Origin of the sequence: Flavobacterium erciyesense, from assembly GCF_018069925.1 — a bacterium.
Taxonomy (GTDB): Bacteria; Bacteroidota; Bacteroidia; order Flavobacteriales; family Flavobacteriaceae; genus Flavobacterium; species Flavobacterium erciyesense.
The window spans coordinates 1-14,238 of the sequence record NZ_JAGPXB010000002.1 but is presented as its reverse complement, the minus strand read 5'-3'; the positions used below and the strand labels follow the sequence as shown (position 1 = coordinate 14,238).

At 33.2% G+C, this 14,238-nt stretch carries 9 protein-coding genes; 1 reads left to right on the top strand and 8 read right to left on the bottom strand.

The genetic code is table 11. The features are described from left to right. Positions 1 to 117 precede the first annotated feature (117 nt). On the top strand, positions 118 to 2,970 hold the full coding sequence (carB, locus tag KBJ98_RS03075) for a carbamoyl-phosphate synthase large subunit (protein WP_210788225.1): 2,853 nt from the start codon (positions 118 to 120) through the stop codon (positions 2,968 to 2,970). Positions 2,971 to 3,029: 59 nt separating this feature from the next. Here the strand turns inward: carB and KBJ98_RS03070 are convergent, their stop codons facing one another. The 8 genes from KBJ98_RS03070 to KBJ98_RS03035 all read right to left on the bottom strand — a co-directional run bounded on the left by KBJ98_RS03070 (position 3,030) and on the right by KBJ98_RS03035 (position 13,702). Then, positions 3,030 to 5,417 (bottom strand): AIPR family protein, encoded by a 2,388-nt coding sequence (locus KBJ98_RS03070; RefSeq protein ID WP_210788224.1) that lies wholly within the window; start codon positions 5,415 to 5,417, stop codon positions 3,030 to 3,032. Then, positions 5,417 to 6,388 carry a PD-(D/E)XK motif protein gene (locus tag KBJ98_RS03065; RefSeq protein ID WP_210788223.1) on the bottom strand — a complete coding sequence of 324 codons (972 nt, stop codon included), beginning with the start codon at positions 6,386 to 6,388 and terminating at the stop codon, positions 5,417 to 5,419. The genes KBJ98_RS03070 and KBJ98_RS03065 overlap by 1 nt, the downstream gene beginning before the upstream one ends. Positions 6,389 to 6,390: 2 nt before the next feature. Then, positions 6,391 to 9,228, bottom strand: coding sequence for a Z1 domain-containing protein (locus KBJ98_RS03060; RefSeq protein WP_210788222.1), 2,838 nt, complete (start codon positions 9,226 to 9,228; stop codon positions 6,391 to 6,393). Further along, positions 9,225 to 10,694 (bottom strand): ATP-binding protein, encoded by a 1,470-nt coding sequence (locus KBJ98_RS03055; protein WP_210788221.1) that lies wholly within the window; start codon positions 10,692 to 10,694, stop codon positions 9,225 to 9,227. The genes KBJ98_RS03060 and KBJ98_RS03055 overlap by 4 nt, the downstream gene beginning before the upstream one ends. Positions 10,695 to 10,794: 100 nt before the next feature. Further along, entirely contained in the window at positions 10,795 to 12,024 is a 1,230-nt protein-coding gene (locus KBJ98_RS03050; protein WP_210788220.1) for a DNA cytosine methyltransferase, read from the bottom strand. An 18-nt stretch (positions 12,025 to 12,042) separates the two neighbouring features. Next, positions 12,043 to 12,318, bottom strand: coding sequence for a helix-turn-helix transcriptional regulator (locus tag KBJ98_RS03045; RefSeq protein WP_210788219.1), 276 nt, complete (start codon positions 12,316 to 12,318; stop codon positions 12,043 to 12,045). After that, positions 12,308 to 12,547: a hypothetical protein gene (locus KBJ98_RS03040; protein ID WP_210788218.1), complete on the bottom strand. Its 240-nt coding sequence runs from the start codon at positions 12,545 to 12,547 to the stop codon at positions 12,308 to 12,310. Before KBJ98_RS03040 ends, KBJ98_RS03045 begins: the two co-directional genes overlap by 11 nt. A 261-nt stretch (positions 12,548 to 12,808) precedes the next feature. After that, on the bottom strand, positions 12,809 to 13,702 hold the full coding sequence (locus KBJ98_RS03035) for a dienelactone hydrolase family protein (protein WP_210788217.1): 894 nt from the start codon (positions 13,700 to 13,702) through the stop codon (positions 12,809 to 12,811). Positions 13,703 to 14,238 lie beyond the last annotated feature (536 nt).

Below are 14,238 nucleotides of genomic sequence, written 5' to 3'. Positions count from 1 at the left end.
TTTTTTTAGTATCGCCTTTTTTTATACCTTTTCGGTAAAAAAATCACTGTAAATCGACCTAAAAGTCATCCTTTCAGTACCTTTACATTTACACATAACTACACAACACACTACAACATGCCTAAAGACACATCAATAAAATCGGTTTTAATAATAGGTTCAGGTCCTATTGTAATTGGTCAAGCTTGCGAATTTGATTACGCAGGTTCTCAATCAGCACGCTCTATTCGTGAGGAAGGAATTGAGGTAATCTTGATCAACTCTAATCCGGCTACCATAATGACCGATCCTTCTATGGCCGATCATATTTACCTAAAACCGCTGACTACCAAATCGATTATAGAAATCCTAAAAGCGCATCCGCAAATTGATGCTGTTTTACCAACGATGGGCGGACAAACGGCTTTGAACTTGTGTTTGGAAGCTGAAGAGAAAGGAATTTGGAAGGATTTTGATGTGAAATTAATTGGTGTTGACGTTAATGCCATCAACATTACCGAAGACAGAGATCAATTTAAAGCATTACTTAAAAAAATAAATGTACCAACTGCTCCTGCCGAAATTTGTACTTCGTACCTACGTGGTAAAGAGATTGCGCAGGAATTTGGTTTTCCGCTGGTAATTCGTCCTTCGTTTACATTAGGAGGAACAGGAGCTGCAATTGTGTACAAAAAAGAAGATTTTGACGAACTCTTAACTCGCGGTTTAGAGGCGTCTCCAATTCATGAGGTACTTATCGATAAAGCCTTGATGGGTTGGAAAGAATATGAATTAGAATTACTGAGAGACAAAAATGACAACGTAGTTATTATTTGTTCTATCGAAAATATGGATCCAATGGGGATTCACACAGGAGATTCGATTACGGTAGCGCCAGCAATGACCTTGTCGGATACGACTTTCCAAAAAATGCGTGACTACGCCATTTTGATGATGCGTTCTATTGGTAACTTCGCCGGAGGTTGTAACGTTCAGTTTGCCGTTTCTCCAGATGAAAAAGAAGATATCGTGGCCATCGAGATCAATCCTCGTGTGTCGCGCTCTTCAGCATTAGCATCAAAAGCAACAGGTTATCCAATTGCAAAAATTGCTTCGAAATTAGCTTTGGGTTACAATTTAGATGAGTTGCAAAATCAAATTACCAAGTCAACTTCGGCTTTGTTCGAACCGACTTTGGATTATGTGATTGTTAAAATTCCGCGTTGGAACTTTGATAAATTTGAAGGAGCTGATAGAACTTTAGGTCTTCAAATGAAATCAGTAGGTGAGGTTATGGGAATTGGGCGCTCGTTTCAAGAGGCCTTACACAAAGCTACACAATCATTAGAAATTAAAAGAAACGGATTGGGTGCCGACGGAAAAGGCTACACTAATTACGAACAAATTATAGAGAAATTAACCTACGCCAGTTGGGATCGTGTGTTTGTTATTTACGATGCCATTGCGCTTGGAATTCCGTTGAGTAGAATTCACGAAATCACCAAAATTGACATGTGGTTCCTGAAACAATACGAGGAATTGTTTACACTCGAGAAAGAAATTGCCAAATATACCATCGCTACTTTGCCAAGAGAGTTGTTGCTTGAAGCCAAACAAAAAGGCTTTGCCGACAGACAAATTGCGCACATGATGGGTTGCTTAGAAAGCGAAGTACACAGCCTACGTACCGAGCAAAACATCAATCGTGTGTTTAAATTGGTAGACACTTGTGCGGCCGAATTTAAAGCAAAAACACCGTATTACTATTCTACTTTTGAAGCGGAAATCGAAAAAGCAGATGGTACACGCTACGTAGACAACGAAAGTATTGTTACCGACAAAAAGAAAATTATTGTGTTGGGCTCTGGGCCAAATAGAATTGGTCAAGGAATCGAATTTGATTACTCTTGCGTGCACGGAGTTTTGGCTGCCAAAGAATGTGGCTACGAGACAATCATGATCAATTGTAATCCTGAAACGGTTTCGACTGACTTTGATACTGCCGATAAGTTGTACTTTGAGCCAGTATTTTGGGAGCATATTTACGACATCATCCAACACGAAAAACCAGAAGGTGTAATTGTGCAGTTGGGCGGACAAACTGCTTTGAAACTGGCTGAAAAGTTATCTAAATACGGAGTTAAAATTATAGGAACTAGTTTTGATGCATTGGATTTAGCCGAAGACCGCGGTCGTTTTTCTGATTTGTTGACCGAATTAGAAATTCCGTTCCCGCAGTTTGGTATTGCCGAAACAGCTGATGAAGCGGCTGCCTTGGCTGATCAATTGGATTTCCCATTGTTAATTCGTCCTTCGTATGTGTTGGGTGGTCAGGGAATGAAAATTGTAATCAACAAACAAGAGTTAGAGGAGCACGTAATCAATTTATTAAAAACCATTCCGGGTAATAAATTGCTTTTAGACCACTATTTAGATGGTGCTATCGAAGCCGAAGCCGATGCAATTTGCGATGGCGAAAACGTATACATCATCGGGATCATGGAGCACATTGAGCCTTGTGGCGTGCACTCCGGCGATAGTAATGCGACCTTGCCTCCATTTAACTTGGGTGAGTTTGTAATGCAACAAATAAAAGACCATACTAAAAAAATTGCCTTGGCACTCAAAACAGTTGGTTTGATTAACATTCAGTTTGCTATCAAGAACGATATCGTGTACATCATTGAGGCCAACCCACGTGCGTCACGTACAGTGCCGTTTATTGCCAAAGCTTATGGCGAACCGTATGTAAACTACGCTACCAAAGTAATGCTAGGACACAATAAAGTAACTGATTTCGACTTTAACCCACAATTAAAAGGATTTGCCATCAAGCAGCCAGTATTCTCGTTCAGTAAGTTTCATAATGTAAACAAAGCCTTAGGACCTGAAATGAAATCAACTGGTGAAAGCATCTTGTTTATTGATGACCTAAAAGACGATCAGTTCTACGAATTGTACTCTCGCAGAAAAATGTACTTAAGTAAATAAAACGTAACATAATTGTATCGAAAAAGCCCCGTTTGGGGCTTTTTTTGTTGAGGTTGTGTTTAGAAGTCAATCTTGTATTTTTTCAATTTTTTTAACGACTCAAAGGCCTTTATCAAATTTATTTCTTTGATAGTTTCATTTTTTAAGATTGATTTTTGAACGGACTTTATATTTAGTAGCTCTAAATTATCAAAAACTTTTGTTTGTTCTCCTAGTGCAAGAATTTTGGACCAATCATTTTTAGATATTAGATTCAATCTGTCGAAGATAATTTTGACATTAATTATTTCAATTTCAAGTTCATTTGATTGTGATTTAATTGATTCTATATTTGAGTTATGTTCTTCTATGTATGATAAAATTTTACTTGCAATTGAAATATCTCTACTATTTAAATTCTTTGATCTTTTTATTTTGTTTGCTATTTCCCAACAGTCAATTGATAAATCTTTAATTTCATCAATTAATAGTACCCATTTTGAAGCACCATCCCAAAATCTATTACCAAAACCCAAAATTTTGTTAGTAATAATTAAATTGTTTTCGGATTTATTTTCAATTTCAACAGTTTCTATTTCCCTTAGTACTTGTTGCTCTTTATCGATAAAGCAATTTAAACAATTCTCAAAAGTTAGTTGATATGTTTGTTCTTTTAACAATTTCCAACTAGACTCTCTTTTGGCATACTCAGAAATCAAAGTGTTATTTGACGACTTAACCAATTGATCATATACGAAGACTATTAATTTTTGTAATTCAATTAAAACATTTGAGTCAACTCTTTGTTCTTCATAAATTTTCCATAAGTCAACCTTGTTTTCGGTTAGATGGTGGAAGTAAGATAAAGTGTATGCTACTGTAAATGATTTTAAGTTAGTATCTCCGATTGCATCAATATTTTTTCTACCAAAAAGTTTGTCCACAGCTTTAAAAAGAATAGCATTAGCAATTAATTTTTTATAAAAATTTTCTCCAGGTAGTTTGTTTTTCTTTACTAATTCATTAATTTTTTTTGTGTAATGAATGAAGTTTTTTTGTGCTCCTTGTGAAACAAAGTGAGGCTCTAGTTCCCATATATTAATGTACTTAGCAACGTCAGATTTAACAAATTTTTGATTAGTTGGGCTTTGCTCTTTAAACTTTCTCTGTTGAACAGATGTCGTTAGTTTATTAAGAGATTCTTTGTACTGACCATTGACACGTTCGAAATACCATAAGGTTGACATATTTCTATTTTCTGGATCAATTACATATTTTTTACGTGATAATGCTTCAATTTGAACAAAATATGGATTATTTGAGGATAGATCTAATTCGGACACTTTATTTTGACTATTTGCAAATCTTGCTATATTTGGTACTTCGACGTTTTTTTGATTAACATCTTTAATTACTGTTAACTTCATCTGCACAAAAACTTTGCTCAAGTCTGCGTCTTTAAACTTTTTTTGAGTGTGAAATAATGATGCAGTTGTTTGACCTCCATTTACTATTTGAAAATCTAATAATTTGGTCAGATATAATTGATTATCGATAAGTTGGGTTTCAACATTTTCAGCTGTTGCCGTAATACCATTATTATAGGGCAGAAACATTTGCGGTTTTTCTCTTATTGTATCTCTAATTCCCTTATTAAATTTACCTGTTTGGCCCAAGAATGCTCTAACATTACTTTCTAGTAGTTCATTAGAGAACTCTTTGTAAAGTTTGGATAAAATTTCCCCAGGTAAAATTGCCAAATAACATTCGTACAATTCGTTAATGTTTGGCATTTTTAAACATTGAATACCATGTTGATTCGATGCTGACAATTCTTTGAACTCAATTTCAATAGGTTCTCGATTACTTGATGATTCACTTAATTTATAAAATCTTGGGATATCCCAAACGTGAACAAAAACATCTAAGTTTTCGAACCCTTTAATTATAATTTTCTCTAAATCGTGATTAGAGTTGCCGTTGATTAGAAAAAATATATTTATTCTATCAAAAGTTGATTTCTGTTTAAGTATAATTTTTAAAAGTTGATTAAGTTCTGTTTGTGCAGGGTCAATGTAATCAATATGCCCTTTTAAAGCAGCATTTAAAAACTTTTTAATTTGATTAATACTTTTAGTAAACTCATCTTTTTGGATGTTATAATCATAGGAAGTTTTGTTGAAATGTGTAATGAAAAGGTCTAATGTTTCAAAGTGTACCTTATTAGTATCATCTTTGAATTCGTCTTTTAAACAATAGCCATTGATTTTCCAATCAATTCTACCCAGCGAATCTGGATTTATGTAAGACAAAACTCGGGCTCCTTCTGATTTACCTATATTGTCTAAAATTTCTATACAATGTTCTGTAAATTTATCTTCAAAACTAGCTCCTTCACCATCGGAATATACTAGTGCAGCTACGTCTGATTGTATAGCCTCTATATAATTTTTTAATCCTCTTTCCATTATTTTATTAATTCAAGAATTGATTCATTACTTACTAAAAATTGTTCTATTGCTGATAATTCAATGTTGTATTTTGTGTCAAACAAACCAATAGGTAAATCTGACGTTACCAATCTTGGGAAATCACTACTAACGTTATAAAAATTTCTTTTTCTAGAAGCATACTGACGGTTGTAATTTTCAAAATCTTCATCAAAATATCCTGCTAGTAAAAGTCTTTCGTTGAAAAACTTTAAAGCATTTTGATCATAATTAATTTTAGTTCTGATTTGCTCGATAATAGAATTTAGTGAAAATCCTTTATCCTTAACTTCTTCTACCACATATAACACTAAATATAACTTTGTTAGATTTTCATTATCTAACTGCCTTTCACTTGAAATCTTAACTTTTGGAACTTTTGATGAAGTTAACTTTACTTCAAAGCCAAATGAACCAAAACGAAAGTCTTTATCATTAAAATCTGGGCCAGTCCAACTTTCTAATAAAGCATCAATTGAATATTTTTCATCCAACAACGAATTGAATAATAAAAGTTCTCCAATTAATCCTTTTTGTCTTTCAATTGTAAGCCCTTGAAAATTTATTTTATCAAATAATTTCTTCCATTTTAAAACAACATTAGCAGTCTCAACTAAAGCTTCATTTTCGGTTACACTTTTTGAAATTTCTTCAACAATATTTTCAATGAACAAACTAAAGATGTCTTTTAATTGATTGTCTAAAAGATAAATATGTAACTCTTTTGTCTCTTCAAATTCAAATGTTTCAATGAATAAACCTTTAAATTTAAAATTTTTAAACTCTGGAAACTTAGCATTTCTAGATGTTTCAAATATGTATAAATGATTACCAGTTATATGATTTGTTGCCGCAAAACACTTGAACGGCTTTACATGTTCAAGTTGCGTTTTTATAATGATATCATCAGTTGGTACATGACTTTCCCAAATAGATTTAATACTTACCATAATTATTCGTCTTCGTTAATTAAATCATCATCTTCTTGATTTTCTTCATCAAAACCGTTATTTATTGTAGCAGTATAAGATACTTTTTGTTCATTATCAATTTTAGGAAAATGAAGACTATAACCAATAATTGGTTTGTCATTTTTTACATTTGGTGTGCCACGTTCATCTAAAGCATAAATTAATAATAATCCTTTCTTTTCTTTAGACCTTTGATCTTTGATATCTTTGTTATTGGTGAGGTTTTTTACTGATAAATCTACTTGTCTATCTTTTAAGTCATCAATTTGATTTTTCGCAATCAAGTAGAATTCGCTACCTTTCGTGTTTTTTGGTTGATTACGAACACTACACCCAAGAGTGATTGATTCCTCGTTAAATTCTAATTTATAAGTCATTAAATCGTCTTTCGGAATTTTAGAATTATCTGGATTTTTTTCGTAACGATTAATAAATACTTTTTCGTCGGTGTTTGAAACAATACATACACTCCATTCTTTTATCTCACTATTTTTCTCTTGTTTTTTTATATATTCACTTAAAGTAGAGTTCTTTATGCTTGGTTGTTGAATTTTATACATATCTATGAAGTCACAAACTGCACTTACATTTTGATTAGGATAAAATAAATATCTAATTTTCCCTTTAGTTGTTTCAATTCGATTGTTTTTTTGTGGAAAACCTATGGATGAAATTAATGATTGTAATGAATTAAAATTATTTTCAATAGCTGATTTAGTTTTTAATAATTGATAAGTTTGTGGATTAGTGCCTGAAAATGAAATTTCAATTTTATCTGAGTGATACAGTTTTGCCAAACTCGTTATTGTCATCAAACCATTATGATTTCTAACTTTGAGTCTGAAATCTTTTGGTTTTTGCAAGGCCGCTGTCATCTCATCAAAATCATCTCGCATTTCTTCTGTCGCCATTGTGATATGATTGAACCACTCAAAGATTTGTTCCGTTGTATAAAGGCGACATAAATCTACATAACCTGGGCGGTAACCAAACCAACGCCCCATTTGCATTAATGAATCATACATTTTTGTAGTTCTTAAATAATAACTCACAGACAATCCTTCCAATGTTATTCCTCTAGACAACCTACTTCCTCCAACAGCTATAACGGAAAGTCCATTTTCCTTACGTCTTTCATAATCAATTTCTTCAATGTTATGATATTCCAGATTGGTTGTAGAACGGGTTCCATGCACAGAACGAACTTCAATTTTTGAAGCAGCTTTTTTCAACTCTTTTTTTACTTCTTCCCAAGAATGTTTTTTAATTCTTATATCTGTATAATCTAAATTTTCTAAAACATTTTCTGTTGTTGGTAAAAAGTCGGACTCATATAAATGTTTTAAATCATTCATTAATGTTTCATCATTACCATCGATTGCATTTCTGTATTCCCGCATTTTATCATTAACCAAATATGCGACTTTATCAATCCATTTTACCAATAAAGCAACATGAATTAGCATTGAATTGTGTTTCTTTTCGTGACCTCGAACTCTTCTGATTGCACATGTTAGAATGAAAGATTTTATGGCTGTTTCTAAACTTTTTGGCAAATATTCTGGTAAATCTTCTTTATTGGATTTATTGATTGTTCTGAAAAATGGTGGGTCAAAATCATCAATAGCACGAAAAATATCTAAAGGTTCATTTTCTATTCCATTTGGATTTTCAAAGCCAAATATTTTTGCTGCACCAATGTAATTTGTAGGTGCTTTAATATTAATGATAAAATCTCTCGGAAATAAATCTTCTCCAATTTTATATTCTTTATTTTTAACAAAAGTGGTTAATTCATCATTGTGTTCCTGTGAAATAAATAAATTAGCATAAGGAGTTGCGGTGTAGCCTATAAATGTATTTTGATTGAAAATATTTAATAAAGTTCTAATTAACTTATTGATTGTCTTTATATCATTAATATTTTTTGTAGTATTCACAGAGGCTGCATCTGCTTCATCATCAATGATCAAAGCTGGAACATCAAATAATTTAGGAGTTCCATCTATACTTTTAATATTTTCATTTTTTGAAAACCAATCTATTAAATTTTCGAGAATACTTTTATTTTTTTTAATTACAAAAACAACAGGGTTTTTTCCGATGGGAATATTTAATCTATTCGCAACGGATTGACTAAAATCGCCCTCGTCACCACTTTTGTAATAGGAAGAAGTAAGAGAGTAAATATCGGTTTTTACATTTGTTTTTCCTACACCAATAAGCCTATTTTCATTTTCTCGTATAAAAGCTGAACTACTTCTACCAATAAATCCAGCATCAATCCTTTCTTGAGTTTGTCTCCTTAAAGAACTTATAGTACCTGCAATAACAATAATTACTTTATATCCAGCATCAGTTGCTTTGTTTATTAATCCAACATAGTTAGATGTTTTTCCTGATTGAACATGGCCTACTACCATACCACGTCTGTCCCAAGAATTTTTATCTTTAGGATTTACACATTTGTCTAAGATTTTATCAGTGAAATCATCTAAATCATTCACGGGAAATGAGGGGTCATTTTGAGACATAAATAACCTATAACGATTCCATAATTCAAAGTTGATATTGCTTTTTTCTTCACTTAACCAAGGGTCAATATCATCAGACATTATTGTTATTTCTCCTTTCCCAATACCGCTTTCTGATTTAATTATATCAAATAAATTTTCTAAATCAACTTCCTTAAATTCAGGAGCTGACCCAATTTTTTCATTTATTATGTTAATTATAACATCATCAGTTCTATCTTCCTTAGATATCATATTTAGGAAAGCATAACAAATTAATTTTGCTGTTTGATTTATATCGTTCATCTTAAGTAATCATTAATTAATGGAAAAAGATTAAATGGTGTAGAGTTCATAATTTGCTGTTTTGCCAAATTTTCAGGTATTCCTTGAGTAATATAAATTTTAAATAATTCTACTGCTAACTGAATTAAATCATCACTAGGGATTTCAGGAATGCTTTCTAACTCATGAAAAGATGGATTCTCATTTTGATTGTACAAAATCAATTCCAAAGGAATATTCTCTTCAATAAGTTTCAAAGCTTTTGAAAAAAGTTTATTTTCTTTTTCTGCAGTAAGTAATTGTTTTATTACAGGATGCGCTTTATTTATTTTGTACTTTTTTATACCTTCTCTGTTTGTTTCATCTTTCCATAAACTCTCAAAAGATTGACTACCATATTCTGAAGAAACCGTTTTTTGACCTCTCCAATTATATATTTTTGCTGATTTCATTACAGCCATCCTTGCTATCCTAGATAATTCTTTTCGTATTTCTATTGGCGGTGTTGCAGTTGATTTTTTTATGTCAAGGTTCCAATCAAAATCATTTGCATTGGGAAAGTTAATTGCAATCCTGGCTAGTTTTGAATACTCTCTCTTTTTTTCAATTCCTAGCCAATCACCAGACACAAGTAATCTGTCACCACGATATATATAAAAACCTTGCTGTTGATGCCATCCTAAAGGGCCACCTGATTTTTCATAATCTTCATTGCTAATTTTTGACATGTGTGGCAAAACAAAATATGTTACTTCAACATTGTTGATTAACACTTCTAATTGTCCCATTTCAGGCTTTGGAGTAAGGTTTAGAAGGAAAGGATTCCATGCTTCTATCTCATAAGTATTTGTAAAAAGTTTAATTTTTTTACTTTCTATAAAACGATGAAAAACTAAACTTAAATGCTCATTTACAGTACTCATTTCCTGATAGAAAGCATTTTTAACAGCCTCATTTTCAATATTAGCATCTCCAACAATTCTATCCAATAATTCCCAAACAATAAAAGTTCCGCTTTTTAATTTATCAACTTTATCTAAATAAGATTCATCAGAGACATAATCTAATAAAGTCCATTCTTCTTCATTGTTTATAAAATCAATATCCCAACAACGTTTAATAGTTGCAAACCCCTCTTTTTTTGTAATAACGGTAAGTCTTTTGCATTGGGAAAAAGAAGCTGTTTTTAGTCCCATACCAAACCTACCTAAGTCTTTTTCATCTCTGGTATCTTCGGGATCTTTGCTGCCTGGAGTCATAGCGATAATTAATTCCTCTAAATTCATTCCCTTCCCATTGTCTAATATGGAAATAACGGAATCTCTACCTTTCCATAAAAAATCAATATCAATAGTAGTAGCGTTTGCAGAAATACTATTGTCAATTATGTCAGCTATTGCAGTTGAAAGATTATAACCAAAACTACGATATGAGTTTATTGTTGATTTTGGATTTGGCTTGGCATTTTCGGCTTTGTATTGTTGCATAGTTCTTCATTAAGAATGCATTTACAAATACATTCTTTTAATTATTTATTTGAAATCATTTTTTGTGGTATTTAAAAATGTAACTCTATGTGGCGGACGTTTATAATAACTCCTTGATTTTTTTTGCAATGCCTTCGGCCATCAAAACTGGCACTGCATTACCAATTTGTTTGAAAGCGGCTGTTCTGCTTTTTTCAAAGAAATAGTCATCAGGAAACGATTGTATTCTAGCGGCTTCTCTGACGGTAATTGATCGATTTTGTTTAATATCAGGATGGATATAGTAATGTCCATCTGCGCAGATATGTGCTACAACTGTATGTGAAACTCCATTGTGCTTCACTACTTGAAAGCGATTAGAAAATGATTTAATGTTATTATGTTTGATTAACCTTTGCGGTAATTCAGCATAATTGAGTCTTTTATTTTCATGTACTAATTTTTCAACAGCAATTCGATATATTTCCAGATCGTTTTCATTGTTCATTCGGGCAATATGCTGCGTGGTAAAATCGACTCCATTCCGTATTCCACTAGCTTCTAAATATTTATTTGTTCTCTTAGCGTATTTTGTAGCACCCCATTTTCCTTCTCCAGCCTGAATTATTGGTAAATCTGAGAACAAATCTTTTAAAATTTCATATTGTGGTTCGTTTTCTTCAAATAATGGATATTTAAATTTTAGATTTTTTTTCCAGCCAATAATTATGACACGTTTTCTATCTTGAAGTACGCCAAAATGTTTAGCGTTTAAAACTTTTTTCTCTAGTTGATATCCTGCTTCACGAACAGCAGAAAATATTAAATCAAGATAGCCGCCATTATTCGCGGATAAAATTCCCGGTACATTTTCGAAAACAAACATTTTAGGTTTGTATCTCTTAAGAAATTCAACATAATATTTGTAGAGATGATTTCTAGGGTCATCCGACATTCCTTTTGGATCTCTTGCTCTTCCTGCAACCGAATACGCTTGACAGGGCGGTCCTCCAATAACTAGGTCAACTTTCTGAGCGCCTAACTCTTGATCAATTTTTTCAAAAATAAATGGGAGTGTGTTGGCAGATATTTCGGTGTTAATCACTGAATTTATTAAGTTGGAAGGAACTTTTGCCCATAATTCATCCCTAGATATTTTTTCGCGCAAATAATCATAATATTCTTCAAGTCTGCTATTTTCCCTCAAATAATGAAAAGCAGTCCTTGTTTTTAAAGTTTCACACGCATCTTTATTCATTTCGACATGTGCAACTGGATCAAAGCCTGCTCTGATAAATCCTTCGGATAGTCCTCCGGCTCCAGCAAACAGATCTATATATTTTAACGACATTTTGTTGAAAATTTATTTTTAATTATTGTTTTTCGATACTTTAATATCAAATCCTAGATGCCATGAAAATTTTGATAAATAATCCATACTACAATTAAACTTACCAGTTTCAATTTTTGAGATAGTTGTTCTACTTACCTTCATAATTTTAGCTAGTTGCTCTTGATTGTATCCTTTTCTTTCCCTCATCTCACGTATGGTTTCTCCCATTTTGATACGCTCATTAGTTAGATGTGCTGTCATTGCATATTCTTCTTCATTTTTTTCTGCTCTCATACTTATTTCATGCTTCATGTATTTGTCGCATCATAATTTCTTTTCCTTCTTCTTTGCTAAGAATATTGTCAAATTCTCTCAATGAATCTTCATCTTTGTAAACGCCATTTTGGTCGTTCCAGCTAAGCCACTCGATAATTTCTGCTCTTGACCATGAATCTAATTCCTTTTCAAGTTCGTTTCCTTTTAATTCCATTACTTGATAGTATGGATGTCTTAATTTTTGTTCTTCTGCTAAAGTTTTCATCTTAAAAGTTTTTTAAATTACAAAAATGTGTCTCTCACAAAAGTAGGTCGTTTGATTTAAATGTGCAATATATTGAACAATACAAATTGTGTTTAATAATATTTTTTCTTTCTTTTGAATTTAAGGAAATTTAATTCTTAGCATTGAAGCAATATTACAAAATCCAATCTTCAAAACTATACGGAAATCCACAAATTAGGAAATTTAACATAAAAAAAGTGGAAACTTTCATTTCCACTTTCTTAACATTTTGCAATGCGCTTATTTCTTTTTGAGTTCTTGTTTAAAAAAAGCGATCGTGCGTTCCCAGGATAGGGTAGCGGCTTTTTCATCGTAACGCGGTGTGGTGTTGTTGTGGAAACCATGGTTCACACCTTCGTAAAAATGTGCTGTGTGCGGTACCTTGTTTTTTTGTAAAATAGCTTCGTAGGCAGACCAACCCTCGTTAACACGCGTGTCTAAGCTCGCGTATTGTGCGAGAATAGGAGTTTTAATTAGTTCTGCTTCGGCAGCGGTTGGTTGACCACCATAATACGGCACGGCAGCTTGCAAAGTTGGGATTTTTACCGCCATCATATTAGCAATCCAGCCTCCAAAACAAAAACCAACTACGCCTATGTGTCCGTTACAGTCCTTATGGTTTTTTAGGTAGTTGTAGGCTGCAATAAAATCTTCGAGCATTTCATCGCGAGTGCGTTTTTTTTGTAATTCGCGACCCGCATCATCGTTGCCGGGATAACCGCCTAATGGCGACAAGGCATCTGGCGCCAAGGTGATAAAACCATCTAGCGCAGCTCGGCGGCCCACATCTTCAATATAAGGATTGAGGCCACGATTTTCGTGAACTACGATAATTCCCGGAAGTTTCTTTTTGCTAGCCACAGGTTGCGATAGCAAACCTTTAATGGCGCCACCACCTTTGGGCGAATCGTAGGTGATAAAACCCGTTTTCAGTCGCGGATCGTTGGGTGAAACTAGTAAAGTGTCGACATAATTGGGTGACATAAAACTCAGTAACGAGGGTAGGGTTAAGGTTCCCACCGCAAATAGGGATAGTTTTTCAACAAAGCCGCGACGGTCAATTTTATTGTGTGCGTAATCGTCATAAAGGTCAAAAACCTCTTGGCTGATGTCTTCTTTGGTTATTTTGGTCATGTTTTTTTGAATTAGTTGGTACTAAGATAAGTAATAGTTTTGAGAGTTCTTTACTGATACGCTTTACTATTTTTTTGCCCGTATTTTGTCATGCTGAGGAACGAAGCATCTCCTTTTATTGAGCAACTTGTTTAGATTCCTCCTACGTCGGAATGACAAATTTGGATGTTTGGGGTTTCTCTATTCGAGTGTTTTTTCTGCGTTTATTTTGTCATGCTGAGGAACGAAGCATCTTTTATCTGTGAGCTACTTGTTTGGATTCCTCCGTTGTCGGAATGACAAATTTGGATGTTTAGGGTTTGTCTATGCGATTGTTTTTTCTGCGTTTCTTTTGTCATGCTGAGGAACGAAGCATCTCCTTTTTGTGAGCAACTTGATTGGATTCCTCCTTCGTCGGAATGACAAATTTGGGTGTTTGGGGTTTCTCTATTCGAGTGTTTTTTCTGCGTTTATTTTGTCATGCTGAGTAATGCAGCATCTTTTATCGGTGAGCTACTTGTTTGGATTCCTCCTTCGTCGGAATGACAAATTTGGGT

Coding starts and splice junctions, on each gene's coding strand:
- carB (WP_210788225.1), top strand. CDS start 118: ATGCCTAAAGACACATCAATAAAATCGGTTTTAATAATAGGTTCAGGT.
- KBJ98_RS03035 (WP_210788217.1), bottom strand. CDS start 13,702: ATGACCAAAATAACCAAAGAAGACATCAGCCAAGAGGTTTTTGACCTT.
- KBJ98_RS03050 (WP_210788220.1), bottom strand. CDS start 12,024: ATGTCGTTAAAATATATAGATCTGTTTGCTGGAGCCGGAGGACTATCC.
- KBJ98_RS03040 (WP_210788218.1), bottom strand. CDS start 12,547: ATGAAAACTTTAGCAGAAGAACAAAAATTAAGACATCCATACTATCAA.
- KBJ98_RS03065 (WP_210788223.1), bottom strand. CDS start 6,388: ATGGTAAGTATTAAATCTATTTGGGAAAGTCATGTACCAACTGATGAT.
- KBJ98_RS03070 (WP_210788224.1), bottom strand. CDS start 5,417: ATGGAAAGAGGATTAAAAAATTATATAGAGGCTATACAATCAGACGTA.
- KBJ98_RS03045 (WP_210788219.1), bottom strand. CDS start 12,318: ATGAAGCATGAAATAAGTATGAGAGCAGAAAAAAATGAAGAAGAATAT.
- KBJ98_RS03055 (WP_210788221.1), bottom strand. CDS start 10,694: ATGCAACAATACAAAGCCGAAAATGCCAAGCCAAATCCAAAATCAACA.
- KBJ98_RS03060 (WP_210788222.1), bottom strand. CDS start 9,228: ATGAACGATATAAATCAAACAGCAAAATTAATTTGTTATGCTTTCCTA.